This window comes from Chryseobacterium sp. GVT01B (assembly GCF_019970045.1).
Taxonomy (GTDB): domain Bacteria; phylum Bacteroidota; class Bacteroidia; order Flavobacteriales; family Weeksellaceae; genus Chryseobacterium.
In genome coordinates, this window is the sequence record NZ_JAHXYI010000013.1 from 1 (window position 1) to 23,473 (window position 23,473).

Sequence of the window (23,473 nt, forward strand, 5' to 3'; positions counted from 1 at the left end):
TTTACGGAGAAGTATTAGGTTTAGACGCAGATCATATCAGTATCCATGATGATTTTTTCCGATTGGGAGGGAATAGTATTATGGCTATTAAACTGGTCAATAAAATTTATCAGCGAACAGGGATACAACCTAAGGTTATCGATGTTTTTAATGAAAAGACGATTAACAAATTAAGTTGGGTTATCAATCACTATGAACCTGAATATAAAGCGGTCATTGCTTTAAACCATGTTACTGATAAACCCAGAGCTTTTATGATCCATCCGGGTGGAGCAGGATGTGAAGTATATAAGGGACTTGCTGAAAAGCTAAAACCTTATTGTCAGTGCTATGGGGTGGATTCCTATAACTTATATAATGATGAAAAAATAAGCAATCTTAATGATTTGGCCATGTATTATCTAAACCATATTGAAGTGATACAGAAAGCCAGTCAGCAGGAAGAGTATATTTTAATAGGATGGTGCTTAGGTGGGCAGATTGCTCTGGAGATTGCTTCGATTTTAGAAAGCAGAGGACACAGAAATATTACAATATTGATGTTGGATACTATACTCAGAGCTGAAGATGCAAAATTGATGGAGCTCTCTTCCATGCCTAGTGATGAAGAAATAAGTGAGGAATTTAAAGCTCCTATCGATAGTGATCTTTTTTTAGCATCAAAAAAGTTTGCATTGGCTGAACATTGTATTGTCGGACAAAAAATTTCTACTCGTTTGAAATTTACAAGAATGGTATTATTAAAAGCCATGGTTAAGGGAGAAAAAGAAAACCAGTTGCTTTTTGATCATATCCATCAGTTGGCTTGCAATAATGTGAATGAAACGACAGCTCATTCAGACTTATTAATGGTCTATCCGGTTGAGGCATCACACCAGGAAATTATAAAAGAAGAGGAGTTTATCATAGATATTATTAAAAGATTAATTTATAATCCCCAAAAAATGATTCCGATATTTTAAAGAAGACTTTTTATAGGTTTTTGATTTGGTTAGGTTGGCAACCAGGATATATTCCTGGTTGCTTTTTTATTATAATTGTAACCATATTCCGTTCTGTTATTTATTTCTTATTTACTCTCAACACGAAATAGAAATGATGTCTGAAAGTATTTATAGTATGAAAACACACTTATGGTAGTGATAATTTTACATTAGATTCTATATAAATCTACATTTATCGCATAGTTTTCATATTGCATAAGTATTAAATTTACACAGATAAGTAGGGGAACTACATTTTCATCGCAAGCTTTACAGTTAACAACAATGGTGGGGTAACTGCCCCATGAATATTTTGTCATTGTTGCTAACCATAACAAATTATATAATGTATTGCCATGAAAAAAAATTTACTTTTCTTTTTAACAATACTGATCTATTCAGTAACAGCGTGTGAACAGCCTGGAAAAACAAAATTATTTAAGGCTGAAAAACAGACTCATTCTAATCATATTATTAAGAACATTTATCTGGACGATCAATTCGCAGAGGATGAAATGGAGGTTATTATCAATAATACTACTAATAAGGTAACCATACATCTGGACGGAGAGACTCATGAACTTACAAAAAGTATAGATTTACCGGAATATACTGCTGAAAATAGTGAATATAGATACACCGATATTAATGGGGAAATCACTTTTTTAAATAGAAATCTTGATATGATTGTTTTTCATCATACAGCGGAACCCAAACGACAAAAAGAACTTAGAAAAGTATCTTACTAATAATTCTGAATAACCATGGAAATAATATTTATGAACAAAGCTTTCAAGGCAACGAAACTGATTGCAATCAAGTTCTTTATCTGCCTTATCATTTTAGGCAGTGGATCCTTTATGTTTTGTCAGATCAGTCCATGGCCTGAAGCTATGCTGATCCGTCTTGCTTTCAACAAAAATGGTAAAAAAACAGCAAAGGCCCTTCAGTCCTTTGTACCTGCCGGGATTGCTACAATAAGCAATCTGCAATATCAAAAAGATGATAAAGACGCTTATCTTGATGTATATTATCCACAATCTCTGATCAGAATTCGTAAAGTGCTACCCACTATTATGTGGATTCATGGCGGGGGATGGGTTTCCGGGAGTAAGGAGAATGTTTCTAATTACTGTAAAATTCTTGCAGCAAAAGGATTTACAGTGGTTGCTATCAATTATTCCATAGCTCCAGAACATACTTATCCTACACCGGTCATTCAGGCTAATCAGGCGTTGGACTATCTTATCAATAATAACAAAAATCTTCATGTAGACCCTGACTCCATCATAATTGCCGGTGATTCAGGTGGAGCTCATATTGCCGCACAGCTAGCCAATATTATTTCTGAACCTTCATATGCTACGGAAATGAAAATATTTCCTTCCATAACAAGAGCACAGCTTTCAGGTGTAATTTTATTCTGTGGTGCTTACGATCTCAATCAGGTTGATTTTGAGGGGAAGTATAAAGGTTTTTTAAAGACGATCCTTTGGGCGTACACCGGCACGGAGGATTTTATGAATGATCCAAAAATTGCTCCAGCTTCAGTTTATAACTATATTTCTCCCACATTTCCACCTGCATTTATCAGCGTGGGAAATGGAGATCCTTTAGCGAATCAATCCCATTCGTTGGTGCGTAAGCTGGCTCAAATGAATGTCAAAGTTGATTCTTTATTCTATCCCAAAGATTATAATCCGGTATTACCTCATGAATATCAGTTTAATTTGAAAACAGATGCAGGAAAAGAAGCTCTGACAAAGGTTTCAGCCTTTTTATCTTCTAGAGCTAAAAAGTAACGAATTTTAACCAACCAGCTAAAAATTATACCATGAAAAAATTATCATTTCTCTTTATTGTTCTTTTTTCAATTTCACAAGCTCAGACATTAGAACTGACGGATGGTGATTACACCTATACCAAAACCATAACTAGTGGTAAACAGAAGAAAGATCTCTATATCATTCTGAAAAAATGGATTATGAATAATTCTTCTCAATATACCCTGAATAAGAATGACCAAAGATCGGGTATTCTTTCGTTTGAAGAGAGGTTACCCTTAGTGCATTACAATGACTCTCAGTCTACTATTCCTTCTTATACCAATATTATTGAGATTACTAACAAGCAGGTAATATACCGAGCGGAACATATAGTATTCCAGGATATTTTTGGTGGAATGACCAATACGCGAAATGATTATCAAAGCCTGCTTAAAAAAATAGCTCTTTCAGTGTCAACAATTAATCAGCTTAAAGAGCAGCTTAACAACGAAAGAAATATTAAAAACAGATTTAATCTTAGGAAGGAAATATCAACAGAAAATGAAAAGCAAAGTAAGCTTAATAACATTAACACGCTTTTAGCAGAACACTTTATCTCTAATGCTGAAGCTATTGCCAAACAAATAAACGGGACATATCAGGAGTAGGCATATAGTGTTTTTTTGACATTTGAATATAGATAAAACTACAGATTATTAGTCTGTTATATGAGATTTAGATGGTACATTTACAATACAAAACATAGATAAAGAATTTCACACTTTTTTTGGTAAGCATTATTTTATAGTTAATTGTATGGTGTGAAAAAACGGGATGAGCGTAGTTTAACATAATTAAAATTCTATTATCATTAATTTGTGGTTATCGCCGGAGAAGTCATTCCACTCCGGCATTTTAATCAAATAACCATACAATTGAAATACAGCAGATAGATTTCTCAGAATCTCCGAGTAAAATAGTATAATATTGGTTTATAAGTAGATGGTTTTCAGTTTTTTTCAGGAAGATAGTTTATCAGGATTTGATGATAAGCTTTGGTTTTCACTTATTTTTTTGCCAGCCGTAATTGATAATTACGGCTGGCTTTTTATATCATTATTTTCTTATTCAGAACAGGATAATATATTAAATATTGTTAATTAAGCCCTAGGCTGTTATAGAGCTGAACCTGCCATATTCCTACTATTTCACTTAACATTAAGGAAGTCATTGTACAGTTATATGAATTGGGAACCGGTGTAAGATGCGTATTCATTAAATCAGAAGGACAGGGTATGGTATTTACACCAAAAGTTTTAAAGAGTATGGCAGATCTTTTGACATGGAAACCTGAAGTTACGAGATATACTTTGGGAGCAGGTAGTTTTTTTATTATTGCACTTGTATATTTAGCATTTTCAAACGTGTTCATACTCTTTTCTTCTTTTATAATATCGGTTTCTGGAATTCCCATTTCGGTAAGAGTCCTGGCATAAAGTGCTGCCTCAGAAACGCCATTGTTATTTCCGTTTCCTGAGGCCAGTATTTTACATGGCTGCTTATTTTGTTTTGCACTCTTATATAGTTTAAAAACTGTAATAAGCCTGGAATAGGAGATAATATGACTTTGCTGAATTTGGTTTAATCGGACAGTACCTCCCCCAAGAATCACAATTACGGAAGGAGAAGAAACAGATGGCAGTTGAGTAGGATATTCCTCCTGCAGATACCTTGCTGTGAGTTTTCCTAAAATACCAGTCATTATTATTAACATAGACGATATAGCTATAGCCACTCCCACCCAAGCAGTCTTATATTTATCCTTTCTTCTTAAAACAATAATAATTGCAGCCATCGCAATAAATAAAATAAAGGGATCAGTTAATATTTTGAGTACTGCAAAAAGAGAATTTAATACTATTTTCATGCTTGATTATTTAAATTAATACTTACAATTTGGAAAAATGATTTTCAAAGTAATTATGGAATCATTTGTAAGTTGCGAAAATACAAAATACACATTGTAATTGAAGTGTATTTAGTTGGTAATCAATAAAATACTAATATTTAAAAATATTGTAGTGATAATTTTACACTATTCTCAATATAAATCTATATTGTTTTTGTTCAAGCTAAAATAGATATGATTTAATTTTACATAATTCTGATAAAATATATAAAATTATACGAAAGTATTTATATAATAAAGAATAATCTTTGTAATAATCATTTTTATAAATAATCATTTTTGAAAACTCTAAATCTAACATGTTATGAAAAAACAAACCATCTTATGGATTTCCCTTGTTGCATTAACTGCATGTAATTCGCCTTCAGGAAATAAAAATTCAGACTCTGCCAAAGATTTTAGTTCACAAAGAACCAAACTTTTAGGGAAATGGCTTCAGCCTATACCCGGTATGGAAAGTGAAAAACAAGGCTTTGAACTTTATGACAACGGAGTGGCTACTTCACTGAATATTCATACTTTACAGTACGATAAGTGGATGGTTGCGCAGGATACTCTTTTCCTTTGGTATCATACAGAAGGTGTTAAACAAGTTTCAAACGGTGTAGACACTTTAATTATCAAAAAACTTGATATTAATAATTTAGTGATTTCTCCAGCGGGAGCCAACAGCACTGAAGAGGAGGCATATACTAAAGATAAATAATTCCAGATTGCAATTGAATCAACCCTGAACATTAGTTAAAAAACTACTCAACACTAGTGATAATGTGACTTTAAATGATTTCATATTGAAAAAACATCGCCTTACATTTGACGTATTGAAGATGTATATAAAAAGTACAAAAATATATAAGTAGAAACAATGCAAAGGATTTACACGCTATCATATTATTAAATTTGGGTACCTGGCAGAGTACAACTTTTGCCAGGTTTTTAATTATTGATTTCTTGAACTAAAATTATTGTAAAACTGAGATAACAAAAAATTGATAAGGTTGAATTTATCATGGGGTTTAAAGAATCGTAAGCACTAAGTATGACACAATTTTTTGTGTTTTAATTGTAAAAATAATTTGTTAGAGCTTCACAGTCATATCCATTTTAGAAATACTAACTTTTCATCCTTAGTGTTTTGGTTTAAATACCCCCGTGCGGCAAGATATTGCCGCATTTTTTTATTATATGACAGTAAAGATGATTGTGCTAATGTATTGATGTAATTAGTGAAAATACTATAATTTATTAGTTATAATATGACTCGTATTCAGTGTTATATTTCACAATAAGCCTTTACATTTGTACCATAACATTGAGTCAAAAAGCAATAATAAATTAATGTGTAGAATTTAATGGGGGCGATGAATTTTTTATAACTCTTTACAATTTAAATGACACAAATATGAAAAAATCAATTCTATTAACTCTTTTTGGCGTAATGACTGCGTGCAGTCCATCTTCCGAAAAAAAATCGGCAATTGGATTTTCATCTACTGCCTCTGTTCTTAACCCCAACAGGGAGAAGCTAGCTGGAAAATGGCTGCGACCTATTGGAGGCCAGCAAAGAGAAGCTCAAGGGTTTGAATTACAGGAAAATGGTACCGCTGCTTCGGTGAATATTCATACTTTACAGTACGAGAAATGGAATGTATCTGATGATACACTTTATCTATGGTATAGTACTGAAATTGTCGATCTGGTTCCCAAAGGAATTGATACTTTCCTTATTAAAGAAGTTGATGATAGTGAACTAATTCTTTCTCCTATTATTAGAGGTAATGTTAGTGATATAGAATCTTATTATAAAGAAAATTAAAAACAAATTTTGAATTAGAATAATAGAAGACACTATGTATGCCTGTTTTATGTAAGATTTGGTTTCGGGTTTGTTTGGCTTTTTTCTCTTAGACCTATTCCTTTATATACCATATTGTGGATAAAACTACGTGGAAATAAGAAAACTTTCTTTATAAAATTCGGTTATAGTGTCAGGATAACAAAACAGTAGATGTATATATTTTTTCATATCAAAACATAATGCTATCCTTATTATTTTATTCCTGAGTGCCCGGCACTGTTCGCGTTTCAGATGCCGGGACTTTTTCTACTACGATATCTTTTTTAAACATCATAGTCAGTAATTTAATTACTATTTTTTTTCATCCTTAGTCTTTTTGGGTTTACCCTTTGTGTGGCAAATATATTTTGCCACATTTTTCATGTTTAAATAGAAAGAATTCCAAGTGCTTAGTAGTTTAAAAACTAGAGTGTATTAGTGATAATACGACTGGTAATCAGTATTTTATTTGACGGGTAGATGTTAAATTTGTGTAAGGGGCTTTTCTTGATTATTTAAAATTATAATTACTATAAGTAAAATTGATATAGAAAATCTAACAAAAAAAGAAATAATCATTAAAATATTTATCAAATGAAAAAAAAGTATTTATTACCCATATTGTTCTCTTGTACTCTATCTTACGGGCAAGTAGGTATCAATAGTTTAACACCAAAAACTACTTTGGATGTTACAAGTAAAACAACTGATGGAAGTGCCTCAGAAGGATTTATGGTTCCCCGTGTGACAGGAAATTCTCTTAAAGCAGCAGACGCTGTTGGTGTATATGCTGAAGCTCAGAATTCTGCACTAGTATTTGTTACTGAAGCTCCTGATCCAAGTAATCGTACAGGACAGGTAGAAGGAATGGATGGACCTGGATTTTATTATTTTGATGCCGGCAGTAACCGCTGGGTAAAGATGATTTCTAGTGGAACAAGCACTGCGGCAGTTACTCAGCTTTTATGTTCTGGTTCTAGTGATATTGGAGTTGTAATTGCTAATGCTCCAGCAGCTGGAGTAAGTACAAGTATCCCTTATACCGGAGGTAATGGAGGTATTTATTCATCGCAGACTGTTAATTCAATTGGGGTAACCGGTCTTACTGCTGTTCTTGCTTCTGGAACATTAAATAACGGAAATGGTACATTGATCTTTAATATTACTGGTACTCCTTCTGCAGCAGGGACAGCTATTTTTGATATTGATTTTGGTGGACAAACTTGTGGTTTTAGTCGTACGATTCAACCTGCTGGTAGTTTTCCTGATGTAGTTCCTGTAATTGTAAATGGTGAGACTCGTCAGATCATGACTCACAATTTAGGAGCAGATATGTCACTAGATCCTAATACTCCTGTACAGGCTATTATGGGTAACTATTATCAATGGGGTAGAAAGAATGTTGTAGCTACTGCTTATACAGGATCAGGTGCAATTTCAGGGTGGACTGTGACTTCGGGAGGAAACATGGCTTGGAATAGCGGAACTGAAAACAGTCCTGTAAAAACTGGTAATGATCCTTGTCCTGCAGGATTCAGAGTTCTCAGTCGATATGAATGGCAAGGATTTAATTCTGCAAGTACAACAACCAACTTGGGAAGCTGGTCAGGAGCAAATAATAACTATAGTACTGCGAAAGTTTTCCATAATAACGGAAGTATTATAACTTTCCCTGCTGCAGGTTATCGTGGTTATTCTGGAGGAGCTTTATACTACCGAAGCAGCAGTGGGTATTATTGGAGCAGTACAGAGTATACAGGGGGAGCCTACAGTCTTTTCTTTAATAATACTTCGGTTAATCCAGGACATAATTTTATTGGTAGCCGTGCAAGTGGTTTTTCAGTACGCTGTATTTCAGAATAATTTTGATATAATCAAATCATTATTAAATCTCCATTTTAAATAATGAGTTCTTAATTTCCTTAACTGTGTGCAGCAAGTGCAATACCATTGCTGCACATTTTATCAAGTCATTATAAAATGATTGATAACTAATTATTGTGAGTAAATATAACCATGTATAAACTAATTTAGATACCTATTGTGGCAATGGTTCTTAGTCTATATTTAAAAAACATAAAGTTTACTAATAGATTGATGTCTATTCTAAAGACGTACCGAAGATAGGAGGAGTATAGTCCGTATTTGCTAGTGAGAACAATTGTACAAGCATTTAATTTCTACTTCAATAACAGTACGACACCTCACTACTATTAACAATAAAATATATAAAACTGCACTTGAAAATTGATTGAAAGTAATTTTTTAAAAAACTATTAACATATTATAATTTGTTAAAACTTATGTATTACACAAACAAACTTATTTGGCTTATCATATTCTCATTTACAGTCACAGGTATTTCTGGACAGTCTATTAATATGTATTTTCCTCAATTTGCCGGAAAGACCTATGACTTCATTACTTTTGTGGGAAAAGATACCAAAGTGCAAAAAGGAACGATACCTGAGGACGGAAGATTCGTTCTGAATGTACCAAAAGAATTTTCTCCTTACAAAGGAATGTCCCGCTGGCTTATTACCAATACCCAGGAAGGGGGAGGTCTTGATATGATTATTCCAGGGCACGACTTTTCTATTGAATGTGTATCTGCTGTACCTGATAATAAAAATATCATTTACAAAGACAATGATGAAAATAGTTTGCTGGATTCTCAGTACAAACAACAGAAAGGTATTGTGGATCAATTTACAGCTATGGCAATGGTCACAAGAGCTTATCCAAAAGATAATAAAAATTATAATCTTTATCAGCAGGAACTTACTTTACAGAAAAATAACTATTCAGATTTTCAGAAAAGTCTTTTGAAAAAAGAGGATTATGCTTCCAATTTTCTCAGGATTGTGAATCTTACTAATGGATTGGGAGCTGCTTTAAAAGAAAATGAAGAAGACAATGGAAAAGAAATCGTACGCACGATCACTAAAGATATTTCCTGGGATGCTCTTTTTACTTCTGGACACTGGGACAGTGTTATCGAAATGTTTACTGCACTGGAAGAAAAAAAAGATGGAGGTACGATTTTCATGCAAGATTTTAAACGTATTGGAGATCGGATTTCTGATGTTAAACTCTATACAGCCTTTGCAGAACGTGTAACTTATTATCTTACCAAATCTGGAAATGATAATATTATTACCAAGCTTTCACCCATTATCCTTAACTCAGGAAAAGTTAGTTCTTATGCTGGTGTAATGGCAGTATATCAAAAAGCTACTGTTGGAGGAAAAGCACCAGAACTTACAATAAGTTCTCAAAAAATTTCTGAGCAGTCACGAAGAATACTCGACTTCACTGATAAAGGTTATAAGAAGACTCTTGTTGTATTTTATGTATCAGATTGTGGACATTGTGATGCTGTAATGAAGGAGCTTTCCACAAAGCAGGACGAACTTATAAAAAGTGGGATACGTATCGTTGCCATATCAGCTGATAGTGATCAAAAGGTGTTTGAAGAAACTTCCAAAAGTATGCAGTGGAAAGGCTTATTATCCTGTGATCTTCAGGGAATGAAAGGCTCTAATTTTATAAACTATGGTGTTCAGGCAACCCCTACATTATTTGTTATTGATCAGCAGGGAAAGATTGTAACACGGGAAAGTACAGTTGAACTAGTATTAAAAGCGCTTGCCGATCCTTCAACAGAATTATGGAGAAAAATTCGCAGGCCTCCAAGGCCTTATGTAGCACCTCAACAATAAAAATGCAAAAGAATAATATGAAGAATAATAAAAAAAGAAAGTCTCCGGCATCCAGAATGCCTGACTATAAGAAAATATATACGGACCTTATCACTTTAAAGTATCCTCACCTGATGGAAAAATGTAGATTTTTTCTTGAAAAAGATCATCTGATGAGTTATGATGTGTTGAAAATCAGTAGTATCATCACCGAGAAGGATGATGTTGAAGCGATATCTTTTAATGCAAAGCATAAGTCTTATGATCCTGTGACAATTTTAAAAATTCTTGACTATCAAAAAAAGTATAAGTGCAGCAATCTGCAGTTAGCAGCATATTTCAAGCTTAGCCGGAATACGGTGACAAAATGGAAAAAATTGTTTTTATAAATAATCAAGTAAGTGAATAAGTATACATAAATATGAGTTCTAATATATTTAAAAACATACATATCGGAGACCTTTTGAAGAAAAGGGTTGTTGAATTAGCTATAAGTGAATCCAGAATCTGTTCCTTTTTATCGTTAAGCCCTGTAGAGGTTTCTAGTATGTACAAAGAAGAAAGTATAGATTCGAAATATCTGCTGTTGTGGAGTAAACTGTTAGAATATGATTTTTTTCGTATTTATTCACAACATCTGATTTTATATGCACCTGCATCTACTATTGCGCAGAATAATTCCAGTCATAAGAGTACAATGCCAAAATTCAGGAAAAATATATATACTAAAGAAGTTATTGATTTTATGATTGAGCTGGTGACTAGTAAGCAGAAAACAATCAATGAGGTTACTCTAGAATATGGTATTCCAAAAACTACCCTGCATAAGTGGGTTACCAAATATACAGCTGGCGTCGGTTAGTTACCTTAACATCTAAAATTTATTTATTAATAAAAAATACAATGATGAAAGAAATAGTAAAAGCTATGCTTTTGCTTATGCTGTCTGTGATATCGATTCAATGCAGCGGAACAAAAAGCGCATATAATATTTTGTCAAGTAATGATATTAGCGAGATTCAGAATTATCTTGACAGGGCTCATCCGGATGATCCAAAGAATTCTTTATTAAAGAAAAGGATCATAGAGCTTAAAAATAACGCCTGGACGAAAAGGTCTGCGGATTCAAGATCCATCGAAGCCAGACCGGTAATGGTACAAAAGAGCTTTATTGAAGATGTTGATTCTGATAAATTTGAAAAACTTTTACAATCTGATAAGATCAACCATAAGGATAAGACTGTAGATTTTTTGAATGAAATGTTCAATAATAATCGGGATTCACCTAATGCAATATTATTTGTTAAAAATCATAGCCACTGTAATACTATTTTGCATATTAAAGAAGGAGTTGAAGAACATGATCTTGCAGTTCCCCATGATGGTGAAAATTTTATTGTACTTGAAAAAGGCAAGTATACTATTAGCGGAAGTATCTGTGGGGCGAAATATGAAAAGATCAAAAACCTTGATCATGGTATTTACATAACACTAAAATTATGATAGAAAGGCAAAAAAAACAAATAAGTACAGAGAGTGAAGATTTGCTATGGGAATATTGTGAAGTTATTAACCAGTATACAATGAGCAGATATAAGAATGGTTCAAAACTTTTCAGAATTTTATGTGTAGGAGTTTTGACGGTACTGGCATTTTCTGCTTTGTCATGTGATCCGAATTTTGAAGCACCGCAGTCAAGGCAGAGAATCGAGAGATTGATTTTAATCAGATTAAAAAAAGATCTTTCTGAAGAAAAAAGACAGAAACTTTTTCGAAAAATCGCGGAATTAGGTAGTTCCTTAAGGAAAGGTAGATCTTATTTAAAAGTTGAATATGGTTTCCAAAATAGTAAAGAAGGACTTTCAGGAGGATATGATGTAGGAATTAGAATTTCTTTCAGGTCTTATGAAGACCGTGATTACTTTGACGGAAAGTTATCAGGATCTGAAATCTCTGTATCTAGTTATGAAAACTTTAAATCTTCCCTTGCTCCATATCTGGATTTGAATAATGAATTATTCAGTTTTGATTTTGCAAGTAATGAAAAAGGGAATGGTGATTTTCCCCGAAAAGGATACAGAGTGGACCATTGGGTCTTGTTTAAATTTCGAAAAACCATTACAGAAGCCGAAAAACAAGAGGTGATCGACCGCTTTTTAAAACTCAAAAATTCCACGAAAAATGGTAAACCTTATATTCAGTTTATTGAATATGGCTATGAGAATAACACGTCAGCGACAGATCTTAATTTTGAGATAGCGTTCCGCGTGAGTTTTCTATCCATTGAAGACCGTAATTATTATGTTGGAAAACCATTCCAGAATGATCCTGGAAATTTTGATGCTATGCATGATGAATTCAAGAGTTTTGTTGGAGCATATTTGGATCCGGCGGGTGGAGCTCTTGTTTTTGATTATAACGTTATAAAATAGCAATGCATTATTTTCAGGAGCTCTATACTAATGAATTAGGAGTTATTTTAATCATATATACCGTTTGCTTATCATCCTCATAAAAACTACAGAATGTATAAAGGATCTGTTTTTATTCTGAAGATAAACACAGCAGAGGTTAAAAATTTATTTAATGAAAATTTCCGTTATTATCCCTGTCTGTAATGCAGAAGTACTTATTGCAAACGCTGTTGAATCTGCTTTACAATTTGGAGAAGTTTACGAAGTTATCCTTATTGAAGATGGATCTTACGATCAGTCATTAAATGTCTGTAAAGACCTTGAGCGAAAGTATGAAAAAGTGAAACTTTTTCAGCATTCAGATCTGCAGAATCATGGTGCAGATGTGAGCCGGAATCTTGGAATTGAAAAATCAAAAGGAGATTATATAGCATTTCTGAATGCCAATGACCACTATCTTCCCAACAGATTTGATGCCGAAAGAGAAATATTTAAAAATGACAAAGTAGATGGGATATATGGAGCTTTGGGGGTTCATTACCATTCAAAAAAAGCAAAAGATAAATATTATCATCTTTATCAAAACCGCCTGACAACTGTTTGTGAAAAATGTCATCCTGAGGCTGTATTTGCTGGGCAGTTAACTTTAGGGAGCCTTTTTGGAAAGTTGCATATTGATACACTTACCTTGCGGAAAAGCCCTTTCATAAAAAAAATGACAGAGTTTTTTAAACCGATACCCTCTTACGCAAATACGGAGTTCCTACTACGAATTTCCTTTTATCTAAATCTATATCCAGGTATTATCAACAAACCCATAGCGATGAGGGGTATTTATGAACCTGATAGAGTTAGTATTATCATTCCAGATAAAGAAAACCCTGCTTCAAAAAAGGTTGTTTTATGGAAGGAACTTCATGAATGGGCTGACAGGGAGGACTCCATCTCCGATGAAATTAAAATACATATCCGAAGAATGTACTATAGCTTTAGTATAGGAGATGCTCCATTTTTTAAAAAGTGGAGAATGATCATAAAATATATGATTACAGATTCTACTATAATTCGAGCAGATATTTATAACAGTAATTTCAGAGATTCTTTATTCATTTTACTGTTAATATTTATAACCAATCTTTTTTCATTCATATAGCACTAATTTTGGTGTATAGTCTTTTTTATTAATCCGGTCTTTTGAGACCGGATTTTTTATTAATAACACTCTTGAACTGGATGATGAATTGTCTGCTTTAAAAAAAATGAACGCTATAATATATTGTAAATCAAGTGTTTGCTATTGTGTATACGATTTGTATATACGGAATATCCTGATTGTATACTAATTGTAATGTCAAAATTTAGATAGAAATGTTTTTAAAATCCAATCTTTGCCCACTGATTTAAATCATTATACAATTATTCGATTGATTCATTTCTTAGCCTTAAGAATTGTTCAAATATAAATTTTTTTATTAACCAATAATACATTACAAATGAAAAAAAATTTGATTGCTATTATTTGCTTTGTTTCCGGGTTAACATATTCCCAACAAAATGGAAGTGTGGGAATCAGTAAGGATGTTTCATTCCAACCGGATTCAAAAGCAATTTTGGATGTCGGGTCTGAAGATGCCGGTGTATTATTTCCGAGGCTTACTACTTTGGAAAGAGATGCTATTGCTGTTTCTTCGCAAGATGACGGTCTTTTAATTTATAACACTGATGAAAAGTGTTTTAATTACTATCATGCTATGTCAAATGTATGGAAGCATATGTGTGGTATGGAAGGTTCTCCGATTCCGGTTCCTCATGGCAAACTTGTTCAACAAACTAAAAATTTAAAAAAGAAAAAACAATGAGAAAAATAGTTTATTTTATTCTGTTACTGTTAAGTTGCATGGGCTTTGGGCAAGTGGGAATTGGTACCACAAATCCTAATGCCAAGTCCATGCTAGATGTTGTTTCCACTGCAAAAGGAGTGCTGCTGCCAAGGATGACTCAGGCGCAGAGAGATGCTATTTCACCTGGAACTATTGATGCCAGTCGTGATGGGTTATTGATTTATAATACCGATACAGGATGTTATAACTTTTGGAATATTGCACAGAACAAATGGGTATCATTGTGCCAGAGTTCATGTGATCCCTCATCATTTGCTGATTTTACAATAGATTGCGGTCAGTTTCCAGCTGCAGATACTAATTCGTATACGGTAGGTAATTCTGTTTCAGGAAATACTATAACAGTGAGTGTCAATGTGACTCATATAGGGCCTTATGCTATAAGTATTACCTCTGATAATGGCATTGCATATTCAGCGGGGGGGACGTTTACCTCGACGGGGGTACAGAATGTAACCATTGCTAATGCTACAGGATCTCCTTCTTCATCAACAATGAATTTTATTGTCAAAAGCAATGGGATATCAGTATGTAATTATACTAAAAATTCCTCAGGGGTTGTTGATGCTTATAATTTTAATTGTACGATGGCAACTGTTACTCCTGCTATGATCCAGGGAGTATCAGGCACGGGAGTTGTTAAAGTACCTGTGGTAGTTACAGGAACAAAAGATATTCCTGCAATTAATCAAACGATCAATGGGGTTTCTTACACATTTGCGGGTATTTCTGGAGCAACATCTGCAACAACTTCAATTAATATTGCCTATAGTGGAACTCCTACTACTGCCAGTACAAGTTTACCAATGACCAATTCTAACGGATCATTATGCAGTATTGAAATTTCTCACCCTGCAGCTGCTGCCAGTGCGGCAATTTTTACCAGTTCAGGAGCAACTGCTTCCGGAACTTATACAGTAGCAACAAACCTTACAACATCCAATAAAGTAAGTGTACCCATCAATGTTAGCCAACCGGGTAAATTAAGATTGGTATCAACAGATAAGAACGGTATCTTCTTTGACAGCGGTGAAATCACCGTAGCTGCGGGAAGCCAAACTATTACTTTGAAGGCTGCTACTGCTACAACAGGTAAGTTTCCAATGACTGCAGAGGAAGTTTCCATGGGAGATAATGGAAGTAATAATCAGAAATCGACTTATTATGTGAGCAATACTATTTCAGGAGGTTCAACAATAAATTCTTCTTTTACTATAGATGTAAAACCAAAAGTATGGGAAACGATGATTCATGGGAAACCAACTTCACTTAAGACTGGTGCTAATAATGGAATGATCAGACTTGAAATTGAGGATAACTACAATTTCCAGGGAGGTATAACCGACTTTTATAAAGTCTGGGTAAGAAATACTTCAGGTGCTGCAATGTCAGCTTCATTATTTATAAGATCAAGTGATGATGATTTGGGACAGATTAAGAAGTGGAACGGACCTATCAACTCTAATGAAACTTTAGGGTCTCTTGACTGTTACTTACAGGGAAATTCAAACAAACCTATTACAACCGGCGAAATCGGTGCGCATGCAGGAGCATTTTCACCTTTAATTCTTCCTGAAGTAAGTGGAGTAGGTGTAACATTTACTTTAAATAATAACACTTCAGGTACTGAATGGTTTAATGGTCTTGGAAATAAAAAATTTAAATACCGTTTTATTTTTAATTCAAGAGATTATGCTAATTCCGGAACAAATCTGGCTGTGGTTCTCTATGGAATTTATGATACTTCAGTTTCAGTGACCAATATCGATCCTGGATTTGGTAGTGACATCCCGAAAACACCGGGGGGAGCTGGAGGAAATCCTCTTACAGGTTATTGGCCTTAGAGATTATAAATAAATTAATTTCACTGTAATAAATATTTTAATGATAAAGGGAGTAATATTTTTATTACTCCCTTTAATTTATTAATGTTTATGATTTCAATTGGCGATTTCTTCTGGCTAACTCTTGATTAATTACTTGAATGAATATCTGATTTAGAAACTCCTATTGAGTCACATTTATTTAATTATTGTTTAATTCGAACCTATTAGGATTAATTATTTACTTATGTATTTTGAATATAACTTATATTATTTCTGCTATGCTTTGAATAAAACCACATAGATCATCCTCTTTATTCAGACCAATCTTTTGTTTTAACCTGTACTTTGTTACTCTTACGGTTTTAGGATCTACTTTTAAAATATTTGAGATCTGAAAATTGTTCATATTAAGATAAATATAAGCAGCATATTTCAAATCCAAATGTGTAAGTTTATTTTTAGAAATTTTTTGAATTCTATTGAAGAAGTTAGGATGAACTTCTTTTGCCATAAGCTGAAGCTCATTGAAATCGTGATCTTTCAACTGGTCTTCTTTTAATATCTTTTTAAGATGAATGTTATTGTTTTCTATATTATTCTTTAGCTCGTTAAGTACCACGTTTTTGGAATTGAGCTGAAGCGATGTTACGATAGTCTGTTTTTGCAATCTTTCACTTTGTAGCGTCAATATCCGATATTGTTCTTTAAGGTATTCCTTTTCTGTAGTGAGAAGATTTGTATTGTGTCTATTAATCTTTTGCTTGTACTGTAAAGTAAATATCAAAAAAAGAATTCCTGCTCCAGAAAATAAGGTCATAATAAGAAAGGTGTATTTTTGTTTTATATCTCTTTTATTTTTTGCAATCAATTCTTTGATGAGTTGGTTTTTCTGATTAATATGATAGAAAATTTCCAGTGATTTGTTATCACTTTCTACATCAATCAAAAGTGGAATTTCTGATTCTACAGCATATTCAACAGCTTTTATGGAGGTTTCTTTTATATCTTTTAAATTCTTTCCTTCATTACTATTAGTATTGATCAAGTATTTAGCTTTAAGATTATAAAACATACTGATCAGAAATTTTTCATTTTTTAAACCTTTGAGAATTGCAAAACCGTTGTCATAATCCTGTAAAAATAAGTCAAACTCTTTTCTACCCAGATGATATTTTGCATAACCATACTCTACATATGCCAGATCTAATGACCTTTTTGTCTTTTTGGCAATTTCATTTGCATCTTTTAATAACTCCATTCTTTCTTGCGATTGATGTAAAGCGTCATAATGTAAGGATAATCCTATATAACCAATCACCTTTTTGGAGTCATCAGAGGAATGAATAAAGTTTTCATCTATTATACGTTCTGCCTTATCAAACTTATTATATTTAAGATAACACATTACTGATTTCATATCCTGATTTGAATCAGTTTGGGCATTTGTAATAAAAAAGGCAAATAAAGAGATAAATAAAAAAAATGTTTTCATCATTGATAATGCTAAATCTTTTTAAGAAAATGTATGTTTTATTATTGGTTTATGGATAAGGGGTTATCATTGAGACTCTTGCTGTGAGGGTCAATTAATTCAAACTCCATTTTTACCTGAAGTCTTATAAACAGAGAGTTTTGTGATTATTGTTTGTTTTAACTGAAAATTTTTCAGCACACCAATTGGGCGAGAAGAAGATGTTTTACAATTGGTATATAAATTTAGTAGACAAATGTAATAAGATGTTTTTTATTATTTACCGGATTAATCGTAGTATTATTACGGATATATAGTCATTTTAATATTAAAATTAAATAGAAGTTTATCTGAAAAGAGCTCTAAAAAAAGCCGGTTAATAATAACCGGCTTTTCTGTATTAAGTGTAATACTTGTTGTGGAGATGTACTAATTCTGCGATCGAATGGACATTGAGTTTTTTAAATATTCTTAGCTTGTGGGTACTTACCGTGGACATGTGAATATTGAGAACATTAGATATTTCGAGAATACCGTTTCCATCCACGAGCCGATGATAGATTTCCGCTTCCCTTTCAGAAAGCATATCCAAAGGTCTGGACACTTTGCTGGAAGGATTAAAATCATTATTTATTACTTCATGCAGTAATGCCTGTGGATAGTAATATCCTGAAGTAAAAATAGAGTTTACTGCTTCAATAATCTTGATGTCTTCACAGGATTTATTTAAGTATCCGTTAGCTCCTGCAGATAGATAAGATATTGCCTGGCTTTCTTTATGACTTGTAAAAATAAGAATATTGATGTCGTCCTGTATTTTTCTTATATCCCTTATCATATGCTCGAAAGTACTTCCTGGCATTTCGAGGTCAAGAATTAACATGTCATAGTCCTTTTCATTTAATTTCTCAAGAACTTCATGAAAGCTTTCTGCATGGTCAATACTAAAATCGGGATGGACGCCTTCAATAATTATAGCAGTGCCCATTCTTACGACATAGTGATCGTCTGCTATCAGAATGTTTTTTTTCATAATGTCAAATTTTTAATTAGGTATTTTAATTTCTATTTTAGTTCCTTGTGGAGTATTATTGTTAAAGGTTATTTGTGATTTAATTTTTTCAATCAAAAGAAGCACAAACTTAAGACCATAGCCTGATCCTTTTTTCTGTAACTGAACATCTTCAATCAAAATCGAATGGAGGTTGTTATAATAGTAAATTTGTTCAGGTGACATACCGTTCCCATCATCGGTGATCTGAATATAAATAAATGAATTATCATAAGTCATTTCAATTAGAATGTGCCCGTCAATGGTATTTTTTACAGCATTGTCAATGATATTATGAATGATTGCCGCCAATACCGATTTATTGGTTTGTATATACAGTTCATCTTTTGGGTTGAATGTAATAGTGGTATTATTGTCCTGTGCAATATTTTCAAAAAATACTTTTTTCTCCATAAGGAGGTCGTTTAAAAGGTATGAAACAGTTTCTTCTACTGTATTAGTAAAGAGAAATGCATAGTTACCCAGCTCAAGGGTAAAGCGATACAGCAATTCTGAAGATTTATGTATGCTATGGAAATACTTTTTTTGGATTTCCAGACTATCTGTGTCATTGAGTTTTTTAGAAAGATGGGAGAGATGTTTTATCGGAGTTGCTATATCATGAGAGATTGCTTCTATAAGCTTCTCACGAATGATATTACTACTATTAATTTCCTCTTTTTGAGCATCAATTTCTGTATTGGCTTTCGCTAAAAGTTCATTTTTTGATTTAAACCGCCTTTCATTGAATTTAACTACTAAAAATGCTAAAAAGAGAGAAGTAGCAATGACTGCTATTTTAAAATATTGACTTTGATAAAAAAAGAAACCAATTTTTACATCGACTGTCTTATAAATATAATTATTATTAGCATCCAGATAACGAAATATGACCTTGTGGTTTCCTGGTGTCAATTTTCCGACTGTATGTTTTCTATGTACCCCCAAATCTATCCATTTACCATTGTCCACTGCTACATGTAGATCTACATTATTAAAATTATTGAAATAAGGAAAATCCACAAATATCTCTAGGACATTAAAATCGTTGTTGGGAATATTGAGGATATTATTTTTAATAGTTATCTGATGACCATCCAGATGAGCTCGGTCAATATAAAAATCAGTGGACTTCAGGTAGAAAGATTTGACTTTGTCTGGTCTGAAAAAAACAAGACCGTTCATCGATGGAAATACCATTTGCCCATTGCTTAGAATATTCCCGTTAGGATTTCCACCTCCATTAAATTCATTAGTAGGTAAGCCGTCTTGGTCAGTGTATCGGTAGTAACCAACGGACTTATTCAAGTGTTTAGAAAACTGCAGGAGATTTTGAATCCTGACTTTAAAAAGGCCATTATTTGTAGAAATCCATAAATTTTGCATATGATCTTCTAAAATAGTGTGTGGGTCGAGTAAATAGGAGTTTTCATCTACTGGCATACGGACTGTCATGTTTTTCCTTAGAAGATAAAAACCATGATTTTTCGTTAAAATCCAGATATTCCGATCAGAGGTCTGTATTATTCTTTTGCTATGATAATTTAAAATTTTTTTAATTTCTTTTTTTGATGAATCCCCTATGTAAAGTCCATCAAACCCAGCAATAAGAAGTTGCTGATTATTGTATTTTTTCACATCGTAAATTGGATAATTAAAGTAAAAGAGTGGAGTCGTTTTTTGGAGATTATCATCGTATTTAGCAAGATAGTATTTGTTATTTTTTATGTATGTAAGGTATATTTGTTCATCTTTGTTAAATATGACATCAATTTCCTCATGTGCAGGAACTTTTACACTTTTATTATAGTTGTATTTTCTAAGCCGTTTATAAAGCATACCATTTTTGATAAAAAATATATCTTTTGCGTTATTGATCGCCAATGAATATTTTTTATAATCATGGTACATATCTTTATTATCTGGTCTGCGGGGGGTAATAATCTGAGATGTGCTGTCATAAATATTTCCTTGCGGAGTCATTACACTGTTACTATTAAACGGAAGCGTTGAATAAAAAACATTGCTGTCAAATGCTGATTCTGTGACTGGAGAACTGAATTGAGGAATTGTAATGACAAAAAGACCTCTTGCTGAACTTCCTAAGAATAAATGTTGGCTTTTCTCATCATAGACCATTGATTTGATTGTGAGAGCTTTGAATTTTTTAATTAGGTTAGGTATTATGGTAATTTTTTCCGCTCCAAGCTTATCATCTTTATAAGTACTTTTATAAATAATGTCTTTATTGATGATATATACCTTCTGATTGCCCTGGCTCCAGTAGATAATACTTTCAGGATCTGTATATATAGAGCTGCACTCAATCTGTGAAAATTGCCCGTTATTGATTTTTAAAATTTTTTTCTGACCGGAAATGGAGACAAAAACAGTGTTATTATGCATGAACATATTTTTCCATAATCTCATGTTAAAGGGAGCTTTCATTTTCTTTCCAGTATTGGTTAATGGATCATGAATGGTTATAAGATTGTTCCCAATAAAGTAGATATATTTACCTATGTTAATAAATAGAAACTCTCTGTCCATTCTAGGGGTGATTGCATTATTTTTATTATAAAGTGCATATTTTACTCCATTATAAATGGTCGTGGTTTTTAAGTATTTTGTAAACCAGACCTTTTCTTGAGGCACTCGTTTAGAGATTAATAAAGTTGTACTTCCCTGTTCGTCAACATTGAAAATAGTATCTTTTTCTATATTCCCCCAAAAATTTCTATATCTCTGTTTGTTATATTGTTCATCTGTTGTCACAAATTGACTTCCGTCAAAGCGGGTAATTCCGTTTTCAGTTGCAATCCAGAGAAAACCATACTTATCAGTGATGATATCTTTGACACTATTTTGTGGAAGACCATTTTCAGTAGTATAGTTTTGCCATACAAGATCAGTCTGAGCGTACAGGGCAAAATAATTGAGTAATAAAATAAATATAAGTTTACCTTTCATACTTAATATATTTGGTTTTCATTTAAATATTTAACGCGGTTATTAGTATTTGTAGAATAAAATTCGTTTTTGATGAATTTTATTTTTTGGCTCCGAATTTATGAATATTTTAAAAAAATAAATTATTTGTATTTAATTTTCTTAATATTATATTAAAATATAATAATATTCGTAATATTGTTATGTATATTTTAATTCTCTATTTGGTGAATATTTTAAGTGTTATTGCTTTTTTTGTTAAAAATTTTCACAAAATAATTGAATATGTTGAATTACTGATTGGATTTATTTAATAATTTGTAATTCCTGATAAGAATAACGGTGTATAACACCTCCAGTTATTAGGGTGAATAGTAGATATTTTCTCATCTCGTCTTTATTTATACAAATGTAGGTCATAGAATTATCTTGTTGTGTAGTTTTACATTTCAACAAGCATAGTATTATGTTTCATTTTGTATAGATTTAGATCTATATCAATGTGTATAGTGTAGTTTTTTTATTATAAGCTAGCTTTATTCCTTTACTATATTCAAGATTATTGAAGATAAAACGTATTGTAGTTATAATTCTGCATTTTTATAGCGATAAAACTATAGTGTATACTATTGTATAATTTTCTAATAAATGTAAATTTAGATTGTGAAAATAATAATAGCCATGTAATAAAAATATGTTCAGAAATCAAAAGAATTGCTGGACATTAGGTTTAATATGAAATGGCTTATGGTTTAAAATTACAACGATAAAGTTATGAATATTAAAAACATTATATCAAAAGAAAACGGGAAGACTATAGTGTTTTATAAGTATGGGGCTTCTTGGATCGCCTATGAGCAAAGTGCGTACTGTTTATGGCAAACAGGTGAGTATGTTCCTGAAATAAGGCATATGAAGTATCTTAGAAAACATGTTGTCAGTATTAACTTCCGAAGTGTGCTTCTGCCTGAAATTATCAATAAACTATCGACTTTCGGTTTAATAGAGGTGAAGAAAGATCGCGTTCAGATTATTTTAAACAAAAATGTGAATGAACGACATTTTATAAATTGGAAGGAAAGTATTTATTACAGAAATCTAAAGGAAAATGTTCTTTCCTTCTCACTAGAAACAAAAACCTCAGTAGAAGCTTACCAGTTTTTACGAAAAGTCCAGCAAAACCTTAATAATCATTTGTAGATTTTAAATCAATCACTTACAATTATATTATCAATGTTTCGCCATTTCTTTACAAAAGGAAATGGTTTTATTTTAATATGTTGATATTAAGTTGTTTAATAAAATATTTAAAACTATAATTTGCTGTGAACAATAATTCCGTTTGTAATGAAAAAACTATATGTTATTCAAGATAATGCTACAGCTTTTGGTGAAAGCAATCACAATTTTGTTCTTATGTTTGTAGAACAGATTTTAATTCATTTTTAGCAAAGTGATGAGAAAAATGATCAAGTTCCCTCACAGGGTTTTATACCTAAAGCCCTGTATTTTTTCTATAATAAAAACTTTTATTTTCATAATTCATTTAATTAAGGAATTCAGATTATAGTTTGTTTAAACATCTGGGTTCCTTTTTATCTGTTT

The 23,473-nt window shown here is 32.4% G+C and carries 20 protein-coding genes and 1 pseudogene; 16 read left to right on the forward strand and 5 right to left on the reverse strand.

Features of this window, described 5'->3' with window-relative positions; translation table 11 throughout:
* From LC457_RS22825 to LC457_RS22840, 4 genes are all read left to right on the forward strand, one after another.
* Nucleotides 1-962: thioesterase domain-containing protein (locus LC457_RS22825; protein ID WP_223601888.1), on the forward strand; the 962-nt coding region annotated here is incomplete at its 5' end.
* 377 nt (nt 963-1,339) lie between these two features.
* Nucleotides 1,340-1,732: a hypothetical protein gene (locus LC457_RS22830; protein WP_209785071.1), complete on the forward strand. Its 393-nt coding sequence runs from the start codon at nt 1,340-1,342 to the stop codon at nt 1,730-1,732.
* A gap of 15 nt (nt 1,733-1,747) precedes the next feature.
* Nucleotides 1,748-2,785 (forward strand): alpha/beta hydrolase, encoded by a 1,038-nt coding sequence (locus LC457_RS22835; RefSeq protein WP_209785070.1) that lies wholly within the window; start codon nt 1,748-1,750, stop codon nt 2,783-2,785.
* 32 nt (nt 2,786-2,817) lie between these two features.
* The gene (locus LC457_RS22840) at nt 2,818-3,417 is read left to right on the forward strand and encodes a hypothetical protein (RefSeq protein ID WP_209785069.1); all 600 of its coding nucleotides are present in this window, start codon (nt 2,818-2,820) and stop codon (nt 3,415-3,417) included.
* 488 nt (nt 3,418-3,905) lie between these two features.
* Here the strand turns inward: LC457_RS22840 and LC457_RS22845 are convergent, their stop codons facing one another.
* Nucleotides 3,906-4,676 carry a YdcF family protein gene (locus tag LC457_RS22845; protein ID WP_223601889.1) on the reverse strand — a complete coding sequence of 257 codons (771 nt, stop codon included), beginning with the start codon at nt 4,674-4,676 and terminating at the stop codon, nt 3,906-3,908.
* A 346-nt stretch (nt 4,677-5,022) separates the two neighbouring features.
* On the opposite strand from LC457_RS22845, the gene LC457_RS22850 reads away from it, so the two are divergent.
* The 11 genes from LC457_RS22850 (at nt 5,023) to LC457_RS22900 (ending at nt 16,415) form a co-directional block, all read left to right on the forward strand.
* Nucleotides 5,023-5,424, forward strand: coding sequence for a lipocalin family protein (locus LC457_RS22850; RefSeq protein ID WP_209785067.1), 402 nt, complete (start codon nt 5,023-5,025; stop codon nt 5,422-5,424).
* 696 nt (nt 5,425-6,120) lie between these two features.
* Nucleotides 6,121-6,534 carry a lipocalin family protein gene (locus LC457_RS22855; protein ID WP_209785065.1) on the forward strand — a complete coding sequence of 138 codons (414 nt, stop codon included), beginning with the start codon at nt 6,121-6,123 and terminating at the stop codon, nt 6,532-6,534.
* A 615-nt stretch (nt 6,535-7,149) separates the two neighbouring features.
* Nucleotides 7,150-8,418 (forward strand): FISUMP domain-containing protein, encoded by a 1,269-nt coding sequence (locus LC457_RS22860; protein ID WP_209785064.1) that lies wholly within the window; start codon nt 7,150-7,152, stop codon nt 8,416-8,418.
* A 440-nt stretch (nt 8,419-8,858) separates the two neighbouring features.
* Nucleotides 8,859-10,277 (forward strand): peroxiredoxin, encoded by a 1,419-nt coding sequence (locus LC457_RS22865; protein WP_209785063.1) that lies wholly within the window; start codon nt 8,859-8,861, stop codon nt 10,275-10,277.
* Between the two features lie 17 nt (nt 10,278-10,294).
* Nucleotides 10,295-10,645, forward strand: coding sequence for a helix-turn-helix domain-containing protein (locus LC457_RS22870; RefSeq protein WP_223601890.1), 351 nt, complete (start codon nt 10,295-10,297; stop codon nt 10,643-10,645).
* Nucleotides 10,646-10,677: 32 nt separating this feature from the next.
* Nucleotides 10,678-11,118 carry a transposase gene (locus tag LC457_RS22875; RefSeq protein WP_209785061.1) on the forward strand — a complete coding sequence of 147 codons (441 nt, stop codon included), beginning with the start codon at nt 10,678-10,680 and terminating at the stop codon, nt 11,116-11,118.
* Between the two features lie 44 nt (nt 11,119-11,162).
* A complete protein-coding gene (locus LC457_RS22880) occupies nt 11,163-11,759 on the forward strand; it encodes a DUF6759 domain-containing protein (protein WP_223601891.1) in 597 nt (198 codons plus the stop codon).
* Nucleotides 11,756-12,688 carry a Dabb family protein gene (locus LC457_RS22885; protein ID WP_209785059.1) on the forward strand — a complete coding sequence of 311 codons (933 nt, stop codon included), beginning with the start codon at nt 11,756-11,758 and terminating at the stop codon, nt 12,686-12,688. Before LC457_RS22880 ends, LC457_RS22885 begins: the two co-directional genes overlap by 4 nt.
* A gap of 154 nt (nt 12,689-12,842) precedes the next feature.
* Entirely contained in the window at nt 12,843-13,823 is a 981-nt protein-coding gene (locus tag LC457_RS22890; protein ID WP_209785058.1) for a glycosyltransferase family 2 protein, read from the forward strand.
* Between the two features lie 340 nt (nt 13,824-14,163).
* Nucleotides 14,164-14,529, forward strand: a complete 366-nt coding sequence (locus LC457_RS22895) for a hypothetical protein (RefSeq protein ID WP_209785057.1) — start codon at nt 14,164-14,166, stop codon at nt 14,527-14,529.
* Nucleotides 14,526-16,415 (forward strand): hypothetical protein, encoded by a 1,890-nt coding sequence (locus LC457_RS22900; protein WP_209785056.1) that lies wholly within the window; start codon nt 14,526-14,528, stop codon nt 16,413-16,415. Before LC457_RS22895 ends, LC457_RS22900 begins: the two co-directional genes overlap by 4 nt.
* A 244-nt stretch (nt 16,416-16,659) precedes the next feature.
* On the opposite strand, the gene LC457_RS22905 is transcribed toward LC457_RS22900, so the two are convergent.
* The 4 genes and pseudogenes from LC457_RS22905 to LC457_RS23545 all read right to left on the reverse strand — a co-directional run.
* On the reverse strand, nt 16,660-17,892 hold the full coding sequence (locus tag LC457_RS22905) for a hypothetical protein (RefSeq protein ID WP_209785055.1): 1,233 nt from the start codon (nt 17,890-17,892) through the stop codon (nt 16,660-16,662).
* Nucleotides 17,893-18,268: 376 nt separating this feature from the next.
* Entirely contained in the window at nt 18,269-18,901 is a 633-nt protein-coding gene (locus LC457_RS22910; RefSeq protein ID WP_209785054.1) for a response regulator transcription factor, read from the reverse strand.
* Nucleotides 18,902-18,913: 12 nt separating this feature from the next.
* A complete protein-coding gene (locus LC457_RS23470) occupies nt 18,914-21,694 on the reverse strand; it encodes a HAMP domain-containing sensor histidine kinase (protein ID WP_223601907.1) in 2,781 nt (926 codons plus the stop codon).
* A 39-nt stretch (nt 21,695-21,733) separates the two neighbouring features.
* Nucleotides 21,734-21,889 (reverse strand): annotated as a pseudogene (locus tag LC457_RS23545) (two-component regulator propeller domain-containing protein); the annotation flags it as partial.
* Nucleotides 21,890-22,642: 753 nt separating this feature from the next.
* Between LC457_RS23545 and LC457_RS22925 the strand changes: the two are divergent.
* Complete coding sequence (locus LC457_RS22925) at nt 22,643-23,068, forward strand: hypothetical protein (protein ID WP_209785052.1); 426 nt, start codon at nt 22,643-22,645, stop codon at nt 23,066-23,068.
* Nucleotides 23,069-23,473: the final 405 nt, after the last annotated feature.